We start from the raw sequence: 25,628 nt of genomic DNA, 5'->3' as shown, positions 1-25,628 counted from the left end.
TGATTGGCGCTGGCATGCCAGCGTTGTTGAGTCAGGGAAAAGACTTCTCGCACCGCAGCGCTGCCCAAACGCTGGCGACCTTGCACGATTGCACTGGGTGCTACCAATGGCCTCTGCCCAGGCAGCATGATGTCCATACGGCTCGCGGCATCCCAAGCTGACATCCGGCGAAACAACGCCATGGCGATCACGCACCAGATCATGGCTTCAAGAGGGAGACGTCGCTTACGCAGGGTCGCCACTCCCGCCGTTTCCAGTGCGGTGCTAACTAGGTCTGGATCAAGCAGCGCCCCCAGCTCGTCAAGGGAGTGGGTAGCAGAAGCCGCTTCGTGAGTCAGTGCCAAGGCGCGGGAAAGTCGCATAAAAAATCCGATGCTCAAAACAAGCATCGGATTTTCGTTTCAGCGCGCAGAAGGTCAAGCTGTAGCGCTTAACTGACTGGCATTAGCCCCGAGGGGCGTTTTTTATTGCTCCAGATTCTTACTGGGCCTGCTGCACCAGCACCAGCTCACCCTGTTTGTTGACCGGGATACGGCTGCCCGGATCACGATCCATGCGCACGTTGCCGACCTTTTCACCCAGCTGGTACTTCACGTCGTAGCCCACCAGTTTCTCGCTGGTATCGGTCACGGTGTTGCAGCGGGTTTCGGTGGTGGTGTAGGTGTCACGCTGCTGCATGCCCTCCTGAACCTTGTTGCCGGCATAACCGCCGCCAACCGCACCGGCTACTGTAGCAATCTTCTTGCCAGTGCCGCCGCCGATCTGGTTACCCAGCAGACCACCCGCGATGGCGCCGATGGCAGTACCGGCAATCTGGTGCTGATCCTGTACCGGACGCTGACGGGTAACCGCCACGTCCTTGCACACTTCGCGCGGCGTTTTCACGGTTTCATTGATCGGGGTTACGGCCAGCACCTCGGCATAGTCCGGACCACGATCAACCAGACTGTACGTGGCAACAGCACCACCAGCGGTCACACCCACAGCACCCAGTACGGCACCTACCAACAGTGATTTATTCATTTTTTGTGTCTCCTAGGCTCGGCGACTCGCGCCCTTCTCCCTGCCTAGGACAGCAAAAAGCCGCGACAAGTTCGACTTGTCGCGGCTTTCACTGACTTTCATGAAGCCCATCACAACATCATGGACGACCGTCGTCAGCCTCAGCCTCGGCCACAGGAGGAATCAAATCCTCCACGCTGAGCTTCAGCCACACCAGCACCGTGGCGCCGATGTAGACCGACGAGTAGGTGCCTACCACTACACCGACCAGCAGGGTCAGAGCAAAGGCCGCCAATACGTCACCGCCGAAGAACAGCAGCGCCAACAAGGCCAGCGCAGTAGACAACGAAGTCGCGATCGTACGCAAAAGGGTCTGGGTGATCGAAACGTCGATGTTCTCGATCAACGAGGTCTTGCGCAGTACACGGAAGTTCTCACGAATTCGGTCGTAGATGATGATGGTGTCGTTGAGCGAGTAACCGATCATCGCCAGTACCGCCGCCAGCACCGTCAAATCGAATGGAATCTGGAAGAACGCCAGCACACCCAGGGTGATCACCACGTCGTGCACCAGCGACGCGATCGCACCGACACCAAACTTCCACTGAAAGCGGAAAGCCAGGTAGAGCATGATCCCGCCCAGTGCCAGGAGCATGGCAATGCCGCCCTGGTCGCGCAGCTCCTCACCTACCTGCGGGCCGACGAACTCGACGCGCTTGACCTCGAAGCGTGCCGCCTCATCGACCTTGCGCAGCGCAGCTGCGACCTCATTACCCAGGTCAGGAGAATCGCCAGCCAGACGCACCAGCACATCGGTACTGGCACCGAAGCTCTGCACCACAGCATCGGCATAGCCAGCCTGGCCCAACTCGGTCTTGATCAGATCGAGATTGGCCGGCTGCTCATACTGCAGTTCGATCAACGTACCGCCGGTGAAATCCAGGCCGAAATTCAGCCCCTTGGCAAACAGCGCGCCGAGACCGATCAGCGTCAGCACGACCGTAATGGAGAAGGCGATATTGCGGATCGCCATGAAACGAATGGTTGACTTGATCATGGCTGCACCTCAGATCCACAGCTTCTTGAAGTTACGGCCACCGAAGATCAGGTTGACCAGGCCACGAGTGAACATGATGGCGGTGAACATCGACGTAATGATGCCCAGCGACAGTGTCACCGCGAAGCCTTTCACCGGACCGGTCCCCATCGCGAACAGGATGCCGCCCACCAACAAGGTGGTCAGGTTACTGTCGAGAATCGCCGAATAGGCACGATCGAAGCCCTCGTGCAGAGCACGCTGCACCGGCAGTCCATTGGCCAATTCCTCGCGTATCCGCGAGAAAATCAGCACGTTGGCGTCAACCGCCATACCCAGAGTCAAGACGATACCGGCGATACCGGGCAGGGTCAGGGTCGCACCAATGGCCGACATCAGACCGACCAGCAGCACCAGGTTGAACGCCAGGGCAACGGTCGCCAGCACACCGAAGAAGCGATAGATGGCGATGATGAAGATAGCCACGAAGATCATCGCCCACTCGGTGGAGGCGATACCCTTGGCAATGTTTTCGGCACCCAGGCTCGGGCCAATGGTGCGCTCTTCAGCGAAGTACATCGGCGCTGCCAGACCACCAGCACGCAGCAGCAGCGCAAGCTCGGAAGACTCGCCCTGACCGTTCAAGCCGGTGATGCGGAACTGGCTGCCCAGCGCCGACTGGATAGTCGCCAGGCTGATGATCTTCTTCTCTTCGACGAACGAGGAGATAGCCATTTCCTGCTCGACGCCGTCGACGTTCTGACGCACGTAGCGAGTGACCGGCCTCTGCTCGATGAAGATCACCGCCATGCTACGACCGACGTTGTTACGCGTGGCGCGGTTCATCAGATCGCCGCCATGACCGTCGAGGCGAATGTTCACCTGCGGACGGCCATTCTCGTCGAAACTGGCCTGGGCGTCGGTCACCTGATCACCGGTGATGATCAGCTCACGCTCGAGCTGCACCGGCGGACGACCTTCCTCGCGGAAGCCGAAGGACTCGGTCGCGCCACGCGGCGCATCGAGATCGGCCTGCAGGCGGAACTCTAGATTGGCGGTCTTGCCGAGAATACGCTTGGCTTCTGCGGTGTCCTGCACACCCGGCAGCTCGACCACGATGCGGTTGGCACCCTGACGCTGCACCAGCGGCTCGGCTACGCCCAGCTCATTGACGCGGTTACGTACAGTGGTGAGGTTCTGGCGAATGGAATATTCACGAATCTCGGCGATTTTCGCTTGAGTCAGCCCCAACTGCAGAATCTGCTGGCCGCCACGCTCGACAGTGGTCAGTTCGAAATCGCTGTAATCCTTGCGAATCAGGCGCTGCGCCTGGTCCAGCGTATCGCTGTCGGCGAAGCCGAGCTGAATCCGGCTATTGCTCTCCGGCATGCTGCGGTAGCGAATACGCTCCTTGCGCAACAGGCTCTTGATCTCACCTTCATAGACCTTGCGGCGCACATCCAGCGCCTTGTCCATGTCGACTTCCAGCAGGAAGTGCACACCGCCGGACAGGTCCAGGCCGAGCTTCATCGGGCTCGCACCCAGGCTACGCAGCCAGTCGGGGGTGGTTTGCGCCAGGTTCAGCGCCACGACGTAATCATCACCCAGCGCGCGGCGGACGATGTCCTTGGCCGGTAACTGGTCATCCTGCTTGGTCAGACGAATCAGACCGCCACGGCCACGCTCGTCGATGCTGGCAGCCTTGACGGCAATACCGGCGTCCTGCAGCGCTTTGCTGGCACGGTCGACATCGGTCTGCTCGATGCTCAGCGCCGAACTGGCGCCACTGATCTGCACGGCAGGATCATCTGGATAAAGGTTGGGAATGGAGTACACCAAGCCGATTGCCAGAACGGACAAAATCAGCAGGTATTTCCACAGAGGGTATTTATTGAGCATGAACGAGCCGCCCGCTTATGACGCGGGGCGCTAAAAGCGCCCCGTCGAATGGAAACTAAGAACCGAATCAGATGGCTTTCAGCGTGCCCTTGGGCAGAGTGGCAGCGATGGCCTGCTTCTGGAATTTCAGCTCGACAGTGTCAGACACTTCGATAACCACGAAATCGTCGGCAACCTTGGATACCTTGCCAGCGATACCACCGCTGGTGACCACTTCGTCGCCCTTCTGCAGGCCGCCGAGCAGGTTCTTGTGCTCCTTGGCGCGCTTGGCCTGCGGACGCCAGATCATCAGATAGAAGATGACCAGAAAGCCAATCAGGAAAACCCACTCGAAACCGCTGCCGGCAGGGCCAGCAGCGGCGGTGTCAGCGTAAGCGGCGGGGATGAAAAAACTCATGTAACACTCCTAATGGAAAGGATCTTGAATCGTTCAGGAATCAGTCAAGCGGCGGCACAGGCAGGCCACGCTTGGCATAGAAGGTTTCGACGAAGGCGGCCAATGTACCCTGTTGGATAGCCTCGCGCAAACCAGCCATAACCCGCTGATAATGCCGCAAGTTATGGATGGTATTGAGCATGCTACCGAGCATTTCGCCGCACTTGTCCAGATGGTGCAGATAAGCGCGCGAGAAATGTTTGCAGGTGTAACAGTCGCAGGTCGGGTCCAGCGGCGAATCATCGTGCTTGTGCACGGCGTTGCGAATTTTCACCACGCCGGTATCAACGAACAGATGGCCGTTACGCGCATTACGGGTGGGCATAACGCAGTCGAACATGTCCACACCACGACGCACGCCCTCGACCAGGTCTTCCGGCTTGCCCACGCCCATCAGGTAGCGCGGCTTGTCGGCTGGCATGTACGGCGGCAGGAAGTCCAGCACGCGGATCATCTCTTCCTTCGGCTCACCGACCGACAGCCCGCCGATGGCCAGGCCGTCGAAGCCGATCTCGCAAAGCCCTTCGAGCGAGCGCATGCGCAGTTCTTCGTGCATGCCACCCTGGACGATGCCGAACAGCGCAGCGGTACTTTCGCCATGTGCGGTCTTGGAGCGCTTGGCCCAACGCAGCGACAGCTCCATGGAACGCTTGGCCACGTCGAACTCGGCCGGGTACGGCGTGCATTCATCGAAGATCATCACGATGTCCGAGCCCAGGTCACGCTGCACCTGCATCGACTCTTCCGGCCCCATGAACACCTTGGCGCCATCGACCGGCGAAGCGAAGTACACGCCCTCCTCCTTGATCTTGCGCATCGCACCCAGGCTGAACACCTGGAAACCACCCGAGTCGGTCAGGATCGGCCCCTGCCACTGCATGAAGTCGTGCAGGTCGCCATGTTTCTTGATCACCTCCATCCCCGGGCGCAGCCACAGGTGGAAGGTATTGCCGAGGATGATCTGCGCGCCGATATCCTCGACGTCGCGCGGCAGCATGCCCTTGACCGTGCCGTAGGTGCCCACCGGCATGAAGGCCGGAGTTTCCACCACGCCACGCGGGAAGGTCAGGCGACCACGACGGGCTTTGCCGTCGGTAGCCAGCAACTCGAAGGACATGCGACAGGTGCGCGACATACTCAAACCTCGGGCCCGCGCGCGGCGGGATTGCGGGTGATGAACATGGCATCACCGTAACTGAAGAAGCGATAGCCCTGCGCCACGGCCTCGCGGTAAGCGGCCATGGTCTCGGGATAACCGGCAAAGGCCGACACCAGCATCAGCAGAGTCGACTCGGGCAGGTGGAAATTGGTTACCAGGGCATCGACCACATGGAATGGACGGCCTGGATAGATAAAGATGTCGGTATGGCCACTGAAGGGCTTCAACTCACCGTCTCGCGCGGCAGTTTCCAGCGAGCGCACGCTGGTGGTGCCCACCGCGACCACGCGACCGCCGCGGGCGCGACAGGCTGCCACGGCGTCGACCACATCCTGGCCGACCTCCAACCACTCACTGTGCATGTGGTGATCTTCAATCCGCTCAACCCTAACCGGCTGGAAGGTACCGGCGCCAACGTGAAGCGTCACGAACGCGGTTTCCACACCCTTGGCGCGGATAGCCGCCAGCAGTTCGTCATCGAAGTGCAGACCCGCAGTCGGCGCAGCCACGGCCCCCGCCTTCTGCGCATAGACGGTCTGATAGCGCTCGCGATCCGCCTCGTCATCCGGCCGATCTATATAAGGAGGCAGCGGCATATGGCCGACGCGCTCCAACAGCGGCAGCACCGGCTCGGCAAAACGCAGCTCGAAAAGCGCGTCGTGACGCGCGACCATCTCGGCCTCACCACCACCGTCGATGAGAATCTGCGAACCGGGCTTGGGCGATTTGCTCGAACGCACGTGGGCCAGCACGCGGTACTGATCCAGCACGCGCTCCACCAACACTTCGAGCTTGCCGCCAGAGGCCTTCTGACCAAACAGGCGCGCCGGAATCACTCGGGTGTTGTTGAACACCATGAGATCACCCGGACGAAGCTGCTCCAGCACATCGGTGAACTGGCCGTGGCGCAGCGTGCCGTTAGGGCCATCGACCTGCAGTAGACGGCTGGCACGACGCTCGGCCAGGGGATGACGAGCGATCAGCGACTCGGGAAGGTCGAAGTGGAAATCGGCAACACGCATGATTCGGAGGGGTAATTTTGCAGGGTGGCAGAGCTTACCGGATTTCCACTTGGCCGGCCACGTGAGCCTGCGGCGCATACCTGGCGACGATACGAGCCAGCGTGCCATCGGCCTGCAAGGACAGGATGGCAGCATTGAATGCATCGAGCCGGCCCGCAAAATCCCGATGCAAACGCAAGCGCAGCTGAGAGCGATTGACCGTCAGCCCCTCCTCGACCTGCCAGCGTGACGCCTGCAGTTGCGCGTCTTCATGCTGAAGATAACGCCACTCCAGGCGATCCAGAATCCCGGCCTCACTACGCCCCTGCGCCACCAGATAGATCAGCGCCCGCACATCGGCCCCATCGTTGCGCTGGAAATACTCGCTACCGACGTAACCATAACCACGCACCGTGGCAATCGAACGCCCCTGCAGGTCCTGCAGACGCTCATAGGCAAAGCGCCTGCCAGGCGCGAAGATCAGCATTTCCTCGGCCTGCAGAACCGGCACTGTCCACAGTGAGACTTCGGCCTGATCGGCGTCGCTGCGCCAATTCTTGCTCACACAGCACTCGATCTGCAGATATCCCTCACGGAACAGCTTCTGCGTACGCAAAGGCGGCTGCGGATGACTGGCTTGCAGCTGTTCAGGCAAACGCTCATCCAGCGCGAGCATTAACTCATGGAAGATGCCGCTGACCCGCTGATCCTCGACAATCCAGTACGGCATCCAGCTTTCATCGGTCACGGCATAGGTCAGCGTTCCGGCCTGCGCAACAGGCGCAAGTAGCAGACCGGCAACAAGTGCACCACGCAAGACGTTGATCACTCCCCCTCCCAACATTGGACTGCCCCGACACCTTTATATACGCCACACCCAGCGCACTTGATGACAGCTGGCGATTCTAGCCGCAACGACGCAATCAAAGCCGGATGCCACTAGCTGCGCCATTGGCCGTTAGTAGATCAACCGATCACTGCACTAACGCCGATTGACCGACGCCAGGCGCATCCCTATACTGCGCCGCCATTGTGCCCCGGTGGCGGAATCGGTAGACGCGGCGGATTCAAAATCCGTTTTCGAAAGGAGTGGGAGTTCGAGTCTCCCCCGGGGCACCACGATTCGAAGCCCGCAAGACATTGTCTTGCGGGCTTTTTCGTATCTGCGCGAACAACGTGGGCAATTGTTGCAAGCATGTTGCCGAAAAACTTTTCCGACACCCCGACAAGCCCCGCAAAACCTGGCCGGCGACCTTGCTGGCGGGGGTTGGCAATTGCGCAAAAGTTAGCGTAGAGTGAGTCAACTGTTTGCATGGGTCGCTGTGAATCGTGACTCTGGTGCAGCAGATCATCTAGATCCGCTACATCCCGCTCGACTTCTATTACTCCTTGCAACCAGTCTCAGCCCTCTATACTTGGAGGCTGTCATCAACTCTAGTTTCAAGGAAAAAGACATGTCGAATCGTCAGAACGGTACCGTCAAGTGGTTTAACGACGAGAAAGGTTTTGGTTTTATCACTCCCGAAAGCGGTCCGGATCTGTTCGTGCACTTCCGCGCGATCGAAGGTAACGGCTTCAAGAGCCTGAAAGAAGGCCAGAAAGTCAGCTTCGTAGCTGTGCAAGGTCAAAAAGGCATGCAGGCTGACCAGGTTCAAGTCCTGGGCTAATCGCCGCTGCTTTGAAGAACCCCTGATATCAGTCAGGGGTTTTTTTTGCCTGTCATTTCTTTAACCCACCTTTCGCAGCGCCAGGTTACAGATAGCCCACGCACATCTTTATATCGATCGCAAAGTCGCGGTTAGAATGGCGCGCACTTTCGTCTCAGCGAGCCCATCATGCCGAAACACCAATTACGTCCGCAGGGAGACTTCCCCACTGCCGGGCTGATTCGTCGCCTGGCGGCCCTCTTCTACGACTTCCTGCTCTGCGTGGCACTGATCATGGTGGTCACCCTGATCTATCAACAGGGCATCCTGCGCCTGATTCACGGCGGCGATGCACTGATGGCCATGGCCGAGGCCGGCGCCCTGGATCATGACCCGATTCTCGCCAGCCTGGTGCTGCTGTCGCTGTTCGCCTTCTTCGCCAAGTTCTGGACGCACAATGGCCAGACACTGGGCATGCAGGCCTGGGGGCTACGCATCCAGAATGCCGATGGCAGCGCCATCGACCTGTGGCAGGCACTGCTGCGCTTCGTGGTCGCCATTGGCTCGTGGCTGTTCGCCGGCCTGGGGTTCCTCTGGCTGCTCTGGGACAAGCAGGGCCGCACCTGGCACGACATCTACTCCGACAGCCGCATGGTGCAGTTACCGAAGAACATTCACAAAAAATAGCCCAGAGCAGATGCGAAAAAGCCGGCTCATTGAACCGGCTTTTTCATACCCCTGATCGACTCATCCAGCTCGGCGCAGCAGCCACACCCCGGCCAACGCACAGATACCGGCCGGCACCAGCACCGCCAGCAGCGGCGAGAAACCGAATACCAAGCTCGATGGGCCCAGCAGGTCCTGGGCGATACGGAAGATGAAGCCCACCAAGACACCGGTAAATACGCGCTGCCCCAGGGTCACCGAGCGTAGCGGACCGAAGATGAAGGAAATCGCCATCAAGACCAACGCGCCGGTTACCAGCGGCTGCAGCACCTTGGTCCAGAACGCCAGCCAGTAGCGCGCATTGTTCAGGCCCTGCTCACCCAGGTAATGGATGTACTGCCACAGCCCGGTCACTGAAAGCGCCTCAGGCTCCATCACCACGGTACCGAGCAGCTCCGGATTGAGTTCGATCTCCCAGCGTTCTTCCGGCTGGTTGATCACCTCGGAACGGTCCTCATGCAGCACGGTGGTCTGCACGTTGCGCAGCATCCAGTGGTTGTCACGGTATTCGGCGCGACGGGCGAAACTGGAGGAAAGCAGGCGACGCTCGTCATCGAAGCGGTAACGCGTAACCCCGAGCAGGACGCCATTTGGCTGTACGGCGTTGATGTGCACGTATTCCTGCCCCTGACGGTGCCACATACCGCGCTTGGAACTCTGCGCCGCACCACCGCCCTGCGCCAGCGCACGGTCGGCCTGAGCCTGATTCTCGGTCAGCGGCGCGACGTATTCACCGATCAGAATGCCGGCCAGCATCAGCACCAGCATGGGCTTCATTACCGCCCAGACGATGCGCCCGATGGAAACACCGGCCGCACGCATGATGGTCAGCTCGCTGTTGCTGGCCAACGTACCGAGACCGATCAGGCAGCCGATCAGCGCCGCCATCGGCAGCATCTCGTAGGCGCGACGCGGTGCGGTCAGCAAGACGTACCAGAGCGCCTGACCAAGACCGTAATCGCCCTTGTTCAGGTCGCCCAACTCGTCGATGAAAGCGAACAGCAGTGCCAGGCCGAGAATGATGCCCAGCACCGCCAGAATGGCGAAGAACACCTGGGTGCCAATGTAGCGATCCAACTTAGCCATGAGCCACCTCCGACACCGGCGCACGACGACTGGCCCACCACAGACTCAGACGCTCCCAATACAACAACAGCATGCCGATGGCGAAGAAGATGCCATGCACCCACCACAACCCCAGCGCCGCCGGCAAACGGCCCTTGTCCAGCGCGCCACGAGCGGCGATCAGCAGGCCGAGGTAAGCCATATAGAGGAAGATAGCCGGCAGCAGTTTGAGGAAGCGGCCCTGACGCGGATTGACCTTCGACAGCGGCACGGCCAGCAGGGTGACGATAAACACCAGCAACGGCAGTGACAGGCGCCATTGCAACTCGGCCTGCATGCGCGGGTCGTCGCTGCCGAACAGCTCACGTGTCGGCGTCGCCTCGCGCTCACTGGCCTCGATGGCGACCTCCGGCTTGGGCAGCAACACGCCATAGGTGTCGTACTGGATGGCCCGATAGTCGGCCTCGCCCGGCTCGCCGTCATAGCGATAGCCGTTTTCCAGAATCAGATAGCGGCTGCCATCTTCCTGAATTTCCTGACGACCACTCTCGGCCACCAGCACGGTAATGCCACGCTCCGAGGTGCCATCGGTGGAGAAGCGCTTCTCCGACATGAACACGCCGCGCAGCTCGCTGCGATCAGGCGACAGCTCCTGCGAATAGGTCACCCGCGATCCATCGCGCAACGACTGGAAGCGCCCCGGCACCAGAGTATCGAGTTCGGTCAGGGCATCCTGCTCGTTGAGGATGCGCGCCACGCTGGCCACGCCTTGTGGTGCCAGGCCCATGCTCAGCCAGCCGACCAGCAGCGCGACGATCAGTGCCGGCGCCATGCTGTAGACGGTGAGGCGCTGCTGACTAACGCCAGTGGCCGACAGCACGGTCATCTCGCTGTCCAGGTACAGGCGCCCGTAGGCCAACAGGAAACCGAGGAACAGGCCGAGCGGCAGGATCAGTTGCAGGAAGCCGGGAATCCGGTAACCCATGATCAGAAACAGCACACCAGGATCGAGTACACCCTGTGCGGCCTGGGCCAGATATTTGATGAAACGACCGCTCATGATGATCACCAGCAGCACGGCACTCACCGCACTGAGGGTCACCAGCACTTCACGGGACAGATAACGGAAGACGATCAAACCGGACGCTCCAGGGTTGTCAGGCTCAGGCGCGAGCGCTCACACTAGCTGCACCTACTTGCCGGCCCACCGCAGGGTGGGCCCTCGAAAAATGGCGGTCATTATCCGTCAAACCCGACTCTTTGTCTTGGGGACAGCTCACTATGGAATTCCTCGTCAAAAGCACCCGTGCAGAAACCCTGAAAACCGCCACCCTGGTCGTCGCCATCGGTGAAGGCCGCAAGCTCGGCGATACCGCCAAGGCCGTCGACCTGGCCAGCAACGGAGCGCTCAGCGCCGTGCTCAAGCGCGGCGACATCGCCGGCAAGCCGGGCCAGACCCTGCTGCTGCACAGCCTGCCGGGGCTCAAGGCCGAGCGCGTGCTGTTGGTGGGCTGCGGCAAGGGTGATCTATCCGACCGTCAACTGCGCAAGTTGGTTGCAAGCGTGCATGGCGTACTCAAAGGCCTGGGCGGCAGCGATGCCCTGCTCGCCCTCGGTGAACTCAAGGTCAAGGGCCGCGACACCTACGGCAAGACTCGTCTGATCATCGAAACCCTGGCTGATGGCACCTACCTGTTCGAGCAGTTCAAGAGCCAGAAAGCTGACCCACGTGCCCTGAAGAAAATCACCCTGGTTGTCGACAAGGCCGAACTGACCGAAGCCGAACGCGGCCTGCAGCATGCCCGCGCCATCGCCAGCGGCGTCGCTTTCACCAAGGATCTGGGCAACCTGCCACCGAACCTCTGCCACCCCAGCTACCTGGCTGAAGAAGCCAAGGCCCTGGGCAAGGCGCACAAGAACCTCAAGGTCGAGATCATCGACGAGAAGAAGCTCAAGGAACTGGGCGCCGGCGCCTTCCTCGCCGTAGCCCAGGGCAGCGAGCAGCCGCCGCGGATGATCGTCATGCATTACCAGGGCAGCAAGAAGGATGACAAACCCTTCGCCCTGGTTGGCAAGGGCATCACCTTCGATACCGGCGGCATCAGCATCAAGCCGGCAGCCGGCATGGACGAGATGAAGTACGACATGTGCGGCGCCGCCAGCGTGTTCGGCACCCTCAAGGCCGTGCTGGAGCTGCAACTGCCGATCAACCTGGTGTGCCTGCTGGCCTGCGCCGAGAACATGCCCAGCGGCCGCGCCACCCGCCCCGGTGACATCGTCACCACCATGAGCGGGCAGACCGTGGAAATCCTCAACACCGACGCCGAAGGCCGTCTGGTGCTGTGCGATACCCTGACCTACGCCGAGCGCTTCAAGCCGCAGGCGGTGATCGACATCGCCACGCTGACCGGTGCATGCATCGTCGCCCTGGGCAGCAACGTCTCCGGCCTGATGGGCAACAACGACGCGCTGATCAAGCAGATTCTCAAGGCTGGCGAAAGCGCCGACGACCGCGCCTGGCAACTGCCGCTGTACGACGAGTACCAGGAGCAGCTGGACAGCCCGTTCGCCGACATCGCCAATATCGGCGGGCCGAAGGCTGGCACCATCACCGCTGGCTGCTTCCTGTCGCGCTTTGCCAAGAACTTCCATTGGGCGCACCTGGATATCGCCGGCACCGCCTGGATCAGCGGCGGCAAGGATAAAGGTGGCACTGGCCGCCCGGTGCCGATGCTGACCCAGTACCTGCTGGATCGCGCCAAGGTCTGACCCAGCATCCGGGCCATGCTCATGTAGGAGCGGCTTCAGCCGCGATCATTCGCGATGAAATCGCGGATGAATCCGCTCCTACAACATCCAGCCCATTACCCTCCAACCGTTGAAAACCGAATGCCCAGAATCGAGTTCTACGTCCTCTCTTCCAATGACGCCACGGGCCGCTTGCGCGCCGCCTGCCAACTGGCGCTCAAGGCCTGGAGTGCCGGCCTGCCGGTGTTCGTTCGCGGCAGCGACGAGGCGCAGTGCGGTGAACTCGACGAACTGCTGTGGACGTTCAAAGCCGAACGCTTCGTACCCCATGACCTGTACCAAGAAGCGCCACTGTCACCCGTGGTATTGGGCATCGACGAAGTGCCGAGCGCCGAGCAGGGCGTGCTGATCAACCTCGGCAGCAGCCTGTCGCCGCATGTCGAGCGCTTTTCCCGCATCATCGAGATCGTCAATCAGCAGCCCGAGTTGTTGAGCGCCTGTCGCGAGAATTTCCGTACTTATCGCCAGCGCGGGTATGATCCGCAACGCGTCGAACTTTAGTGTCCGTGCACGCTCACAACACAAGCCATTCCAGCCCTTTTTCTCGCTGCGCCGATAACCATGGACACCCCCAAGCCCCCACAGAAACCTGCTCAGTTGTTGCACGACCTGGAGTCGATTCGCGAGCTGCTGGGCGATAATGGCAGCGAACCGCCACTGCTGATCGACTCGCTGGACCCGGACAGCATTCCGGTACTGTCCGACATCGTCAGCGCGCCGCCCGGCCCGCCGCCGCCTTTTCATGCAACGCCGACGCCCAAACCGACACCAGCCTCGCAGCCTGCGCCAGCACCAAGCCAGCTGCGCGAGCGCATCGAACCGCGCCTGCATGACAGCGCCCGCGATCTGCAGCATTTGAATGGCGAGTTGCGCGCCGCCGCCCAGCTGATCCTGCAGGACGTGATCGACGATTTCGTGCCGCAGATCGAGGCCGAACTCAAGCGCCGCCTCGAAGCGCGCCTGCCGCGCCTGCTGCCGCCACGCAAGTAGACGAAGCCGTCACGCAACCTTAAAACTGAACGCGGGCCCGCCCTACAGCTCAAGACTTATGGCTTGGCGCTCAGAAGCGGTATACTTATCGGCTTTTCCGATCAGCCGTCAAAGGGTCCCGCCGCGCATGGACAAGACCTACCAGCCGCACGCCATTGAAACCGCCCTGTACCAGAACTGGGAAGCCAAGGGCTACTTCGCCCCGCAAGGCTCGGGCGAGCCGTACACCATCATGATCCCGCCGCCGAACGTCACCGGCAGCCTACACATGGGCCACGGCTTCAACAATTCGATCATGGATGCGCTGATTCGCTTCCGCCGCATGCAGGGCCGCAACACCCTGTGGCAGCCGGGCACCGACCACGCGGGCATCGCCACGCAGATGGTGGTCGAGCGTCAGCTGGCCGCCGACGGTATTGGCCGCCATGACCTGGGCCGCGAGAAATTCCTGGAGAAAGTCTGGGAATGGAAGGAACAGTCCGGCGGCACCATCACCCGGCAGATTCGCCGCCTGGGCAGCTCGGTGGACTGGTCGCGCGAGCGCTTCACCATGGACGACGGCCTGTCCGAAGCCGTGAAAGAAGCCTTCGTACGCCTGCATGAAGATGGCCTGATCTATCGCGGCAAGCGCCTGGTCAACTGGGACACCAAGTTCCACACCGCCATCTCCGACCTCGAAGTGGAAAACCACGACGAGAAAGGCTCGCTGTGGAACCTGCGCTACCCGCTGGCCGACGGCAAGAAAACCGCTGAAGGCAATGATTACCTGATCGTCGCCACCACCCGCCCGGAAACCATGCTCGGCGACAGCGCCGTGGCCGTGCACCCGGAAGACGAGCGCTACAAAGCCTTGATCGGCAGTTTCGTCGAACTGCCGCTGCTGGGCCGTCGCATCCCGATCATCGCCGATGACTATTGCGACCCCGAGTTCGGCACCGGCTGCGTGAAGATCACCCCGGCGCATGACTTCAACGACTACGAAGTGGGCAAGCGCCACAACCTGCCGCTGATCAACATCTTCGACAAGAACGCCGCCGTGCTGGCTCAGGCCCAGGTGTTCAACCTCGACGGTAGCGTCAACGAGCAGATCGAAGCGAACATTCCGGCACAGTTCGCCGGTCTGGATCGCTTCGAAGCGCGCAAGCAGATCGTCGCCGCCTTCGACGCCGCCGGCCTGCTGGAAAAGATCGAAGACCACGCCCTGAAAGTGCCGAAGGGCGACCGCTCCGGCACCGTCATCGAGCCGTGGCTGACCGACCAGTGGTACGTCTCCACCAAGCCGCTGGCCGAGAAAGCCATCGCCGTGGTCGAGAGTGGCGAAATCCAGTTCGTGCCCAAGCAGTACGAGAACATGTACTTCAGCTGGATGCGTGACATTCAGGACTGGTGCATCAGCCGTCAGCTGTGGTGGGGCCACCGCATTCCGGCCTGGTACGACGATGCCGGCAACGTCTACGTCGGCCGTGACGAGGCGGAAGTACGCGCCAAGCACAACCTCGGTGACATCGCCCTGCGCCAGGACGAAGACGTGCTCGACACCTGGTTCAGCTCCGGCCTGTGGACCTTCTCCACCCTCGGCTGGCCGCAGCAGACCGACTTCCTCAAGACCTTCCACCCTACCGACGTGCTGGTCACCGGCTTCGACATCATCTTCTTCTGGGTCGCCCGGATGATCATGCTGTCGACCCACCTGACCGGGCAGATTCCGTTCAAGACCGTCTATGTACATGGTCTGGTGCGCGATGGTCAGGGTCAGAAGATGTCCAAGTCCAAGGGCAACGTGCTCGATCCGCTGGACATCGTCGACGGCATCGACCTCGAATCCCTGGTGGCCAAGCGCACCAGCGGCATGATGCAGCCCAAGCTGGCCGAGAAAATCGCCAAGCAGACCCGCGCCGAGTTCCCCGAAGGCATCGCCGCCTACGGCACCGACGCCCTGCGCTTCACCAACCTGGCGCTGGCCTCCACCGGTCGCGACATCAAGTTCGACATGGGCCGCGTCGAGGGCTACCGCAACTTCTGCAACAAGCTGTGGAACGCCGCCAACTTCGTTATCGAGAACACCGATGACAAGGACACCGGCATCAATGGTGAACCAGTCGAGCTGTCCCCGGTGGATCGCTGGATCATCTCCGCCCTGCAGCGCACCGAGGCTGACGTGACCCGCCACCTCGACGCCTTCCGCTTCGACCTGGCGGCGCAAACCCTGTACGAGTTCATCTGGGACGAGTACTGCGCCTGGTATCTGGAGCTGGTCAAGCCGGTGCTGTGGGACGAGAACGCCCCCATCGAGCGCCAGCGCGGCACCCGCCGCACCTTGGTGCGCGTGCTGGAAGTGATCCTGCGCCTGGCCCACCCGTTCATGCCCTTCATCACCGAAGAAATCTGGCAGCGCATCAAGGGCCAGGCTGGTGTGCAGGGTGAAACCCTGATGCTTCAACCCTGGCCGGTGGCCAACGAGAGCCGCATCGACGCCGCCGCCGAAGGCGACATCGAGTGGGTCAAGCAACTGATGCTGGGCGTGCGCCAGATCCGTGGTGAGATGAAAATCTCCATGGCCAAACGCATCGACATCATCGTTGCCAACGCCAGTGCCGAAGACCTGCGTCGCCTGGCCGACTTCGAGCCGCTGCTGAGCAAATTGGCCAAGCTCGAGTCAGTGCGCGTGCTGGCTGCCGGTGAAGAAGCGCCGATGTCCGCCACCACTCTGGTCGGCGAGATGGAAGTGCTGGTACCGATGGCCGGGCTGATCGACAAGGACGCCGAACTGGCGCGCCTGGACAAGGAAATCGGTCGTCTGGAAGGCGAAGTGCAGCGCGTCGGCGGCAAGCTGAGCAACCAGGGCTTCGTCGCCAAGGCTCCGGCCGAAGTGCTCGATAAAGAGCGCGCCAAGCTGGCCGAGGCTGAACAAGCCCTGGCCAAGATGGTCGAGCAGCGCGGCAAGATCGCCGCACTCTGATCACCGCGCGACACCCACAGACCCGCGCCCCAACCGGCGCGGGTTTGTTTTTTGTGGGAGGGGCTTCAGCCGCGAGCTTTAACCGCAAAGTCGCGGCTGAAGCCCCTCCCACGGTTAGTTTGATTTCCCGGAACACCCATGACTGTTCGCTCCCCTTCCCTGCTCGATGCCTTGCTGCCCATCGGCGTACTCGTCGTGCTGCTCAGCCTCTCCGTTTACCTGTTCGGTGACGCCTCCTCCAGCGGCCCGAACCAGATCGCGCTGATGAGCGCCGCCTTCGTCGCCGGCCTGGTCGGCCTGAAGAATGGCCTGCGCTGGGCCGAGATCGAAGAAGGCATACTCGCTGGCATCCATATGGCGATGAAAGCCAACCTGATTCTTCTGGCGGTCGGCGCGCTGATCGGCACCTGGATTCTCGCCGGCACGGTGCCGACCATGATCTGGCTGGGCCTGAAGCTGATCAGCGCCGAGTACTTCTACCTCACCAGTTGCCTGATCTGCGCGCTCACCGCGCTGTCCATCGGCAGCTCGTGGACGGTGGCCGGCACCCTTGGCATCGGTCTGATGGGCGTGGCAGCAGGCCTGGGGCTGGACCCGGCGATCACCGCCGGCGCGATCATTTCCGGTGCCTACTTCGGCGACAAGCTGTCGCCGCTGTCGGACACCACCAACCTGGCGCCAGCGGCAGCCGGTGCCGACCTGTTCGCGCATATCCGCAACATGTTGCGCACCACGGTGCCGGCGTTGCTGATCGCCCTGGCGATCTTCTTCACCCTTGGCCAGCAGGCCAGCGCCGAACATGACACCAGCCGTATCGCCGAGGTGCTGAGCGCGCTGGAGGCACAGTTCAATCTCGGCTGGCACCTGCTGCTGCCGGTGGCCTTCCTGCTGCTGCTCGCGGTGCGCCAATGGGCCGCCTTCCCGGCGGTGTTTCTCGCCGCCCTGCTCGGTGCGGTATTCGCAGTGGTGTTCCAGCCGGAGGTGATGGCACGCCTGGCTGACCCACAAGCTGGCGCCCTGGCGCCGCTGAAAACGGTATGGAGCGCGCTGTTCGCCGGCTACGAATCGGCCAGCGGCAACGCCGAGCTGGACGGCCTGCTGTCCAAGGGCGGCATGGCGAGCATGCTCACCACCGTCTGGCTGATCATCTGCGCCATGTGCTTCGGCGGCGTGCTGGAGCGCCTCGGCCTGCTACAGCGCCTGTTGCAGAGTGCCCTGCGCCTGGTGCGCAGCGACAGCGGCCTGGTAGCCAGCACCATCACCACCACCATCGGCACCAACGTCATCACCGCCGATCAGTACATCGCCCTGGTGCTGCCAGGGCGCATGTATCGCGCCGAATACGAAAAACGCGGCCTGGCGCCAACCAACCTTTCACGCGCCCTGGAAGACGGCGGTACCCTGACCTCCGTGCTGGTGCCCTGGAATACCTGCGGCGCCTACATGGCCGCGACGCTGGGTGTGGCGACGTTGAGCTACCTGCCGTACTGCTTCTTCAACCTGATCATGCCGGTGCTGGCCATCGCCCTCGCCTACCTGCTGCCGCCCAAACCGCAGACTGCCGGTTGATTTCACAGCCGTTCGGGCCAGCCAGCGCAGCGGCCCGAACACCTCATTAAGTAGCAAAGCGCTCATCTCTTTGCTCCTTTCGCTATAAAAACCTTCCCTTTTTCCAATTGTTTCAGGCATCTTCACCCGCCTGGCAGCAGCCCTCCGGCACGTCCCCACTAATAAGAATCAGAGCGGAACTCCGAACATGTATGCGTTGATGGCACTTGTCTTCGTCCTCGGCTACCTGTGCATTGCACTCGAGCACCCGTTAAAGATCGACAAGGCAGCCTCCGCCCTGCTCACCGCCGTGATTGCCTGGACCCTGCTGGTGCTCGGCGCCGACAGCATCCTGCCACTGCTCGGCACCGGCACCGCCGGCTCCAGCACCAACACCCATCATGTGGTCGAGGAGCTGCGCCATCATCTCGGCGAGATTTCCGAGATCCTGTTCTTCCTCATGGGCGCCATGACCATCGTCGAGCTGATCGATGCCCACGAGGGCTTCAAGGTCATCACCGACCGCATCCGCACCCACAAGCGTGTGCACCTGCTGTGGCTGGTAGGGTTGATCACCTTCTTCCTGTCCTCTGCGCTGGACAACCTGGCCACCACCATCGTCATGATCTCGCTGCTGCGCAAGCTGATCGCCGACCGCCACGAGCGCTGGTTCTACGCCGGCATCGTGGTCATCGCCGCCAACGCCGGCGGCGCCTGGTCGCCAATTGGTGACGTGACCACCACCATGCTGTGGATTGGCAATCAGGTCACCGCCACCGGCATCATCACCAAGCTGTTCCTGCCCAGCCTGATCTGCCTGCTGGTGCCGCTGCTGATCATGAGCTTCCGCCTCAAGGGTGAAGTGGCTGAACCGCGCATCAAGGAAAGCGCCGAGAGCCGTCGCGATCCGACCACGCCCTTCGAGCGTAACCTGGTGTTCTGTCTGGGCCTCGGTGCGTTGATCTTCGTGCCGGTGTTCAAGACCATCACCCATCTGCCGCCATACATGGGCATCCTCTTCGGCCTCAGCCTGCTATGGATCACCACCGAGATCATCCACCGCAGCAAGAACAGCGAAGAGAAGGACCCGCTGTCGGTAGTGGGCGTATTGCGCCGTATCGACATCACCAGCGTGCTGTTCTTCCTCGGCATCCTGCTGGCGGTTTCCGCGCTGTCCAGCGCCGGCCACCTGATCCAGGTGGCGACCCTGCTCAAGGACAGCCTGGGCAATATCTACAGCATCGCCATTTCCATCGGCATGCTCTCGGCCGTGGTGGACAACGTGCCGATGGTTGCCGGCGCCATGAAGATGTACCCGCTGGTCAGCCCTGAAAACCTGGCGGCCGCTGCAGCGAACGAGCTGCCATGGCTGCGCAACTTCGTGGTCGACGGCAACTTTTGGGAAATGCTCGCCTACTGCGCCGGGACCGGCGGTAGCTGCCTGATCATCGGCTCGGCTGCTGGCGTGGCCGCCATGGGCATGGAGAAGATCAACTTCATCTGGTACCTGAAGAAGATCAGCGGCCTGGCCTTCATCGGTTACCTGGCCGGTGCCGTCACCTATATGCTGATGTTCGCCGCCTGACACGCGGCGGCCCTCGGCTCAGAGAAGGAAGTTGCCATGCAGACGAGCAAGACCCGCACCAGCTTCTACCGCCGCCTCTACGTGGCCTGGCTGATCGACAGCGGCCAGGCTGTCAGCGTGCCGGCACTGATGGACGCCACCGGCATGCCCCGGCGCACCGCACAGGACACCCTCACCGCCCTCGCCGAGCTGGATATCGACTGCCAGTTCGAGCAGAACGAGGGCGAGCGCAACAACGCCGGTCACTACCAGATTCGCGACTGGGGGCCGATCGACAAGCGTTGGATCGCCGCTAACCTGCAGCAGATCAAAATCACGCTCGGTTATCCCTGAGATAATTCGTCCCATATCTCCTGGGAATTACGATGAATCCGGATCTGTTCTGGGTGCTCGGCCTGCTGGCCGGCGCCGTCACTCTTTTCGTCATAGGCAAGCCACGCATGGACGTGGTCGCCCTGCTGGTGCTGGTCGCCCTGCCGCTGACTGGCGTACTCGACCTGCAACAGACCCTGGCCGGTTTCAGTGATGCCAACGTCATCCTCATCGCCGCGCTATTCATCATCGGCGACGGCCTGGTGCGCACCGGCATCGCCTACCGCCTGGGTGACTGGCTGGTGACCAAGGCCGGCAGCAGCGAAACGCGCCTGCTGATCCTGCTGATGCTGGCGGTGGCCGGCCTGGGTTCGGTGATGAGTTCCACCGGCGTGGTGGCAATCTTCATCCCCGTGGTGCTCGGTGTCGCCGCGCGCCTGCGCATAGCCCCGGCACGACTGATGATGCCGCTGGCGTTTGCCGGGCTGATCAGCGGCATGCTGACGCTGGTCGCTACACCCCCGAACCTGGTGGTGCACGCTGAACTGCGCCGCGCCGGCCTGGACGGCTTCGAGTTCTTCGCCTTTACCCCCATAGGCCTGGCCGTGCTGGTGCTCGGCGTTGGCTACATGCTGGTCGCTCGCCGCTGGCTGGTGCGCAATGACGCCGACGGCAACGCCGAGCCGCCACGCCTTACCCTGGCCGACCTCGCCGAGCGCTATCGCCTCAGCGAGCGCGAGCGGCGCCTGCAGGTGCGCGCCGACTCGCCCCTGGCCAACCAGGTGCTCAATGAACTGCAGTTGCGCCGTGATCACGGCATCAATGTCATCGCCATCGAACGCCGCCAGCGCCTACGAACCCTGCTGCTGATGGCCAGCGGCAATACCCTGCTGGAGCCGGGCGACGTACTGCTGGTGGATATCGCCAGCCCCACCATCGGCCTGCTCGGCAGCTACCAGGCGCTGGGCCTGGAACCCATGCCTCTGCCGCATTCGTATTTCAGCCTGCACGCCCATGAACTGGGCTTGGCCGAAGTGGCGCTGCCGCCGGAGTCGCAACTGCCGGGCAAGAGCATTCAGGAACTGGGCTTTCGTTCGCGGCACAAGCTCAACGTGGTTGGCCTGCGTCGTCAGGGACAAGCGCTGGAAGGCGTGCTGGTGGACGAGAAACTCAAGGCTTCAGACACCCTGCTGGTAGCCGGCGCCTGGCGTGATATACACCGCCTGCAGGGGCTGAGCCGCGATTTCCTGGTACTCAGCCTGCCGGCGGAAGTGGCCGAGGTGGCACCTGCCGCACGCAAGGCGCCCTATGCATTGCTCAGCCTGGCGGTAATGGTGCTGCTGATGGTCAGCGGCCTGCTGCCCAACGTGCAGGCTGCACTGATCGCCTGCCTGCTGATGGGCGCGTTTCGCTGCATCGACCTGGACAGCGCCTACCGCGCCATTCACTGGCCGACGCTGATCCTCATCGTCGGCATGCTGCCTTTCGCCCAGGCGCTGCAGCAGACCGGAGGCGTCGAACTGGCGGTGCAGGGCTTGGTGGGCGGTCTGGGTGATGCCGGGCCACATCTGATCCTGGCCAGCCTGTTCGTCCTGACCGCAGTGATTGGCCTGTTCATCTCCAACACCGCCACGGCGGTGCTGATGGCGCCGGTGGCCATCGCCACCGCGCAGGCGCTGGGCGCCTCGCCGCTGCCTTTCGCCATGACCGTGGCCCTGGCTGCCTCGGCCGCGTTCATGACGCCGATCTCCTCCCCGGTGAACACCCTGGTGCTCGGCCCTGGCCAATACCGCTTCGGTGACTTCGTGCGCATCGGTGTACCCTTCACCCTGCTGGTGATGATCGTCAGCGTGGCGCTGGTGCCGCTGCTCTTTCCGCTGTAACGCGGGGGATCACCAAGCGTAGGAGCGAGCTCTGCTCGCGAAGCTTTTTGCCGCTAGCCTGGTTCGCTGAAGGCCAACGAATTCGCGAGCAGAGCTCGCTCCTACAAAGCCCGGCTCGACTATGGGAAAATCTCGCCCCCCGAATCGCCGAAGCTCGTTCATGCCCCAGCCCCCGAAACGCCCCCGCAAGCCCGCTCCCGCCGCTGTGAAAACCGCGCCGGCCAAGGGTGAGCTGCACCCACGCAACCGCCACCAGGGGCGCTACGACTTCCCCGCGCTGATCAAGGCCAGCCCAGAGCTGGGCGACTTCGTCATCACCAATCCTTATGGCAATGCAAGCATCGACTTCGCCAACCCGGCAGCGGTCAAGGTATTCAACCGCGCGCTGCTGACGCAGTACTACGGCATCCGCCACTGGGACATTCCCGATGGCTACCTGTGCCCGCCGATTCCCGGTCGCGCCGACTACCTGCACAACCTGGCCGACCTGCTGGCGACTGACAACGACGGGCAGATTCCTCATGGCGCCAAGGTGCAAGCCCTGGATATCGGCGTCGGTGCCAACTGCATCTACCCACTGATCGGTCATTGCGAGTACGGCTGGCAGTTTCTCGGGGCCGATATCGCAGACGCGGCACTGGCCTCTGCGCGCGCCATCATCAGGGCCAATCCGCAGTTGGCGGGTGGCATCGAATTGCGCCAGCAGGCCAATACCGAGCACGTTTTTCTCGGACTGCTGCAATCGAACGAGGCAGTCGACCTGACCCTGTGCAACCCGCCCTTCCACGCCAGCGCCGATGAAGCCACCCGTGGCAGCACGCGCAAATGGCGCAACCTGGGCAAGCTCGACCCGAAGCGCAAGCTACCGGTGCTCAACTTCGGCGGCCAGGCGGCCGAGCTATGGTGCCCCGGTGGCGAAGCCGCCTTTCTCAAGCGCATGGCCAACGAAAGCGCGCAGGTGGCGGAGCAGGTGCTGTGGTTCAGTAGCCTGGTGTCCAAAGGCAGCCATGTGGAATTGCTACAGGGCTGGCTGGCCAAGGCCGGCGCGACTGAGGTGCGCATCCTCGGTATGTCGCAGGGGCAGAAGCAGAGCCGCCTGGTGGCCTGGACGTTCAAGAATGCCGAAGAGCGCAGCGCTTGGAGCAAGAGTCGCTGGCGCTGAGACCTGCTGGTGCGCACAGCGCACCCTACCTGGAGGCAAGGTTGATACCGGGCTGGGCCTTAGGGTGCGCCATGCACACCGATCTCCCTACCAGGGCAACCAGCCACCCAACACCAGCCAGAGCCCGGCCACTGTCATGCTCAGCAGCGTCACCGGTACGCCGCTGCGCGCATAATCGACGAAGCCAAGCCTGACGCCCTGACGCTTTGCCCCCTCGGCGACGATCAGGTTGACCACGCTACCAATCAGCAGCAGGTTGCCGGCCAGGGTTGACATGATCGCCAGACCGATCAGCACCGAATGCGACAACTCCGGCATCAGACCCAGCAGCAACACCACAAAGGGCACGTTGCCAATCAGATTGCCCGCCACCAGCGATGCAGTGGCCAGTGACACCACGCCCTGCGGCAACAGACCATGCTCGGCCAGCCAGGTGGCTCCCTGCGTCATTTGCGGCAACTGCAGCGCGGCGCCGCTGACCAGGAACAAACCGACGAACAGCAACAGCAGGTTCCAGTCCACCTTGTTCACGTAGTCGCGACTGTCCACCCGCCGCGACACCATCACCACCACAGCGATCAACAACGCCGATAGCTCGCGCGGCAGCGCCGTGGCGAACAGCGCCAGCAGCGCGAGGCTGGCCAGCAGCGGTTTGAGATAGCTGTGCGCGCCGTAGATATGCTCGACCGGCGTATCGTCCGCGGTCAGCGGCCTGGACTCACCCCAGCGATGACGCCACTGTAGCCAGATCACCGCATAAACGATGGCCATCGCGATCACTGCCGGTGGCCCAGCCACGGCCACATACCCCCAGAAATCCAGACCACCGGCCTGGCCGATGAGAATGTTCTGCGGGTTGCCGATCAGGCTCGCTGCCGAGCCGGCGTTGCACGACAACGCCAGCGCCAGCAGAAACGGCCGCGGCTCCAGCCCGCGCAGATGCAGGCTGCGACACAACAGCGGCGTCAGGGCGAAAGCGACGATGTCGTTGACCAGCACCGCCGAGAGCAAGCCACCCAGCAGCACCACGCCCATCAGCAGCACAGCCGGGCGCTCGGCATGCTCGGTCAGGTAGCGGTTGAGCCAGGCATACACCCCGGAAAAATCGAACTGCGCCGAGATCAGCATCAACGCCAACAGCAGCAACAACGCGCCGGGGTCGAGATGATGGGCCGCATCCTCCATGCTCAGCGCACCGCTGACCAGCAACAGCACTGCCGCGCAGCAGGCAATCCAGCTGCGATCGATGCGCAGGCCGCGAACGCCACCAGCGGCCATGCCCAGGTAGGTGAGAACGAAAAGACCGAGGGTCAGCCAGGCAGCGAAGGTCATGCGCGATTCACCCAAACGGATGCAGGTTGGAAGCAGCGGACTCTAGCCATGCCAGTGCCGCGCGGGAATAGCCACGGCATGGTTTTTTGCGCGTTTCAGGGCCGCGACATGTAAGTCGCCACCCGCCCCAGATAGGCCGGCGACTCGCGCTGACGCTGCACCTCGGCCCAGATTCGTTCGGCCAACTCGGGGTCACGCGCCAACAGCGCGTTGGACAGCATCAGGTAATAGGGCTTTTCCTCGAGCAGCTCCGGCAGTTTCTCCACCCGCTGAGCCAACTGCGGATTGGCCTGCAAGACGAAATCGCCACGCATGGTCTGCAAGGCGACGGCTTCGACCCGACCGTGCACCAGCATCTGCAACAGCGCCAGTGGATCGCGACTCGATTCGTCCACCTCCAGCCCGTGCGCCAGCAGCAGATCTCGAATGGAGAAGCCACTGAGCGAGCCGACCCGGCCATTCACCTGGCTGAAACGCTGGCCGTCCCAGGACACCGCGCTACCGATACGGCGGTATAGGGTATAGCGCGAGGTGTGCAAACGCCTGGCGGCATCCGGGCGGCCATCGGCATTGGTGGGGTAATGGCCCATCTGTAGCCGCTCGGGTTTGACGCTGGCAGCGAAAGCGCCGTCATAGAGGCCCTGCTGCATGCCCGACAGACAGCGCTTCCACGGCACTGCCACGTAAACCACCTGCAGTGCCAGCGCCTGCTGCACCAGATTGAGCAGCTCCAGGTTGAGACCGGTGCCATCGGTCATCACCCAAGGGTAGGCATTCTGATCTTCATGACAGAACGTCAAGGTTGGCTGGGCACCGTAGCAGGTGCCGGCCAATAGCCAGAGCAGGCAGTAATGCAGCGTTTTGTGCAAAAACCAGACTCCATCACCGGAACGCCTGAGAGCAGGCGTTCGATCCGCGGTTTGTCACCGACTTCTTGTCCTGCTCCAAGCATAGGCATATTCGCCCTGAGTCGTCTGCAGCAATTTGGTGCACGCTTGCGCTCACCAGGTCAGACGCCAGACTTCGATCATTGCACTGCCTTGCAGCCAGCGGCATGACTGGGATCAACAGGGCAAAAC

General features: G+C 62.1%; 23 protein-coding genes and 1 tRNA gene. 12 read left to right on the top strand and 12 right to left on the bottom strand.

The genetic code is table 11. The features are described 5' to 3' along the window. The 8 genes from ACNFCJ_RS15915 to ACNFCJ_RS15880 all read right to left on the bottom strand — a co-directional run. Positions 1–389: transposase domain-containing protein (locus ACNFCJ_RS15915; RefSeq protein ID WP_416772375.1), on the bottom strand; the 389-nt coding region annotated here is incomplete at its 3' end. A gap of 91 nt (positions 390–480) precedes the next feature. Beyond that, positions 481–1,023: a glycine zipper 2TM domain-containing protein gene (locus ACNFCJ_RS15910; RefSeq protein WP_037001940.1), complete on the bottom strand. Its 543-nt coding sequence runs from the start codon at positions 1,021–1,023 to the stop codon at positions 481–483. 118 nt (positions 1,024–1,141) lie between these two features. Then, positions 1,142–2,059 carry a protein translocase subunit SecF gene (gene secF, locus ACNFCJ_RS15905; RefSeq protein WP_143507533.1) on the bottom strand — a complete coding sequence of 306 codons (918 nt, stop codon included), beginning with the start codon at positions 2,057–2,059 and terminating at the stop codon, positions 1,142–1,144. Positions 2,060–2,068: 9 nt separating this feature from the next. Continuing rightward, positions 2,069–3,937: a protein translocase subunit SecD gene (gene secD / locus ACNFCJ_RS15900; protein WP_416772372.1), complete on the bottom strand. Its 1,869-nt coding sequence runs from the start codon at positions 3,935–3,937 to the stop codon at positions 2,069–2,071. A 67-nt stretch (positions 3,938–4,004) separates the two neighbouring features. Further along, positions 4,005–4,334 (bottom strand): preprotein translocase subunit YajC, encoded by a 330-nt coding sequence (gene yajC, locus ACNFCJ_RS15895; RefSeq protein ID WP_037001935.1) that lies wholly within the window; start codon positions 4,332–4,334, stop codon positions 4,005–4,007. Positions 4,335–4,374: 40 nt separating this feature from the next. After that, entirely contained in the window at positions 4,375–5,490 is a 1,116-nt protein-coding gene (gene tgt / locus ACNFCJ_RS15890; RefSeq protein WP_416772376.1) for a tRNA guanosine(34) transglycosylase Tgt, read from the bottom strand. Positions 5,491–5,510: 20 nt separating this feature from the next. Continuing rightward, on the bottom strand, positions 5,511–6,554 hold the full coding sequence (gene queA, locus ACNFCJ_RS15885; protein WP_416772370.1) for a tRNA preQ1(34) S-adenosylmethionine ribosyltransferase-isomerase QueA: 1,044 nt from the start codon (positions 6,552–6,554) through the stop codon (positions 5,511–5,513). Between the two features lie 34 nt (positions 6,555–6,588). After that, positions 6,589–7,362, bottom strand: coding sequence for a substrate-binding periplasmic protein (locus ACNFCJ_RS15880; RefSeq protein WP_416772369.1), 774 nt, complete (start codon positions 7,360–7,362; stop codon positions 6,589–6,591). Positions 7,363–7,567: 205 nt separating this feature from the next. Between ACNFCJ_RS15880 and ACNFCJ_RS15875 the strand changes: the two genes are divergently transcribed. The 3 genes from ACNFCJ_RS15875 (at position 7,568) to ACNFCJ_RS15865 (ending at position 8,866) form a co-directional block, all read left to right on the top strand. After that, positions 7,568–7,652, top strand: a tRNA-Leu gene (locus ACNFCJ_RS15875). Positions 7,653–7,987: 335 nt separating this feature from the next. Further along, positions 7,988–8,200 carry a cold-shock protein gene (locus ACNFCJ_RS15870; protein ID WP_003459665.1) on the top strand — a complete coding sequence of 71 codons (213 nt, stop codon included), beginning with the start codon at positions 7,988–7,990 and terminating at the stop codon, positions 8,198–8,200. A gap of 168 nt (positions 8,201–8,368) precedes the next feature. Then, positions 8,369–8,866 carry an RDD family protein gene (locus ACNFCJ_RS15865; protein ID WP_106734595.1) on the top strand — a complete coding sequence of 166 codons (498 nt, stop codon included), beginning with the start codon at positions 8,369–8,371 and terminating at the stop codon, positions 8,864–8,866. Positions 8,867–8,926: 60 nt separating this feature from the next. Here the strand turns inward: ACNFCJ_RS15865 and lptG are convergent, their stop codons facing one another. Continuing rightward, complete coding sequence (lptG, locus tag ACNFCJ_RS15860; RefSeq protein WP_125835782.1) at positions 8,927–9,991, bottom strand: LPS export ABC transporter permease LptG; 1,065 nt, start codon at positions 9,989–9,991, stop codon at positions 8,927–8,929. Continuing rightward, the gene (gene lptF, locus ACNFCJ_RS15855; protein ID WP_099526576.1) at positions 9,984–11,108 is read right to left on the bottom strand and encodes an LPS export ABC transporter permease LptF; all 1,125 of its coding nucleotides are present in this window, start codon (positions 11,106–11,108) and stop codon (positions 9,984–9,986) included. The genes lptG and lptF overlap by 8 nt, the downstream gene beginning before the upstream one ends. A 143-nt stretch (positions 11,109–11,251) precedes the next feature. Here lptF and ACNFCJ_RS15850 point away from each other — a divergent pair, with 143 nt between their 5' ends. From ACNFCJ_RS15850 to rlmF, 9 genes are all read left to right on the top strand, one after another. Beyond that, entirely contained in the window at positions 11,252–12,739 is a 1,488-nt protein-coding gene (locus ACNFCJ_RS15850; RefSeq protein WP_416772367.1) for a leucyl aminopeptidase, read from the top strand. Positions 12,740–12,859: 120 nt separating this feature from the next. Continuing rightward, entirely contained in the window at positions 12,860–13,279 is a 420-nt protein-coding gene (locus ACNFCJ_RS15845; protein WP_416772366.1) for a DNA polymerase III subunit chi, read from the top strand. A 60-nt stretch (positions 13,280–13,339) separates the two neighbouring features. Then, positions 13,340–13,768: a DNA polymerase III subunit chi gene (locus ACNFCJ_RS15840; RefSeq protein ID WP_416772365.1), complete on the top strand. Its 429-nt coding sequence runs from the start codon at positions 13,340–13,342 to the stop codon at positions 13,766–13,768. Between the two features lie 127 nt (positions 13,769–13,895). Then, the gene (locus ACNFCJ_RS15835; protein WP_416772363.1) at positions 13,896–16,727 is read left to right on the top strand and encodes a valine--tRNA ligase; all 2,832 of its coding nucleotides are present in this window, start codon (positions 13,896–13,898) and stop codon (positions 16,725–16,727) included. A 138-nt stretch (positions 16,728–16,865) separates the two neighbouring features. Beyond that, positions 16,866–18,296: a Na+/H+ antiporter NhaC gene (nhaC, locus tag ACNFCJ_RS15830; RefSeq protein ID WP_179574338.1), complete on the top strand. Its 1,431-nt coding sequence runs from the start codon at positions 16,866–16,868 to the stop codon at positions 18,294–18,296. A gap of 187 nt (positions 18,297–18,483) precedes the next feature. Then, positions 18,484–19,860, top strand: coding sequence for a sodium:proton antiporter NhaD (nhaD, locus tag ACNFCJ_RS15825; protein WP_416772362.1), 1,377 nt, complete (start codon positions 18,484–18,486; stop codon positions 19,858–19,860). A gap of 36 nt (positions 19,861–19,896) precedes the next feature. Beyond that, the gene (locus ACNFCJ_RS15820) at positions 19,897–20,193 is read left to right on the top strand and encodes a winged helix-turn-helix domain-containing protein (protein WP_416772361.1); all 297 of its coding nucleotides are present in this window, start codon (positions 19,897–19,899) and stop codon (positions 20,191–20,193) included. A 32-nt stretch (positions 20,194–20,225) separates the two neighbouring features. Next, positions 20,226–22,055, top strand: a complete 1,830-nt coding sequence (locus ACNFCJ_RS15815) for an SLC13 family permease (protein ID WP_416772359.1) — start codon at positions 20,226–20,228, stop codon at positions 22,053–22,055. Between the two features lie 160 nt (positions 22,056–22,215). Next, positions 22,216–23,217 (top strand): 23S rRNA (adenine(1618)-N(6))-methyltransferase RlmF, encoded by a 1,002-nt coding sequence (gene rlmF, locus ACNFCJ_RS15810; RefSeq protein ID WP_416772358.1) that lies wholly within the window; start codon positions 22,216–22,218, stop codon positions 23,215–23,217. An 87-nt stretch (positions 23,218–23,304) separates the two neighbouring features. Here the strand turns inward: rlmF and ACNFCJ_RS15805 are convergent, their stop codons facing one another. Then, positions 23,305–24,549: an SLC13 family permease gene (locus ACNFCJ_RS15805; RefSeq protein ID WP_416772357.1), complete on the bottom strand. Its 1,245-nt coding sequence runs from the start codon at positions 24,547–24,549 to the stop codon at positions 23,305–23,307. A gap of 95 nt (positions 24,550–24,644) precedes the next feature. Beyond that, positions 24,645–25,418, bottom strand: a complete 774-nt coding sequence (locus ACNFCJ_RS15800; protein ID WP_416772355.1) for a substrate-binding periplasmic protein — start codon at positions 25,416–25,418, stop codon at positions 24,645–24,647. Positions 25,419–25,628 lie beyond the last annotated feature (210 nt).

This window comes from Pseudomonas sp. NY15364, assembly GCF_048068235.1.
GTDB classification, from domain to species: Bacteria; Pseudomonadota; Gammaproteobacteria; order Pseudomonadales; family Pseudomonadaceae; genus Aquipseudomonas; species Aquipseudomonas mendocina_D.
Note: the sequence above shows the minus strand (reverse complement) of the source record. Positions and strands in the feature narration are given on the sequence as shown.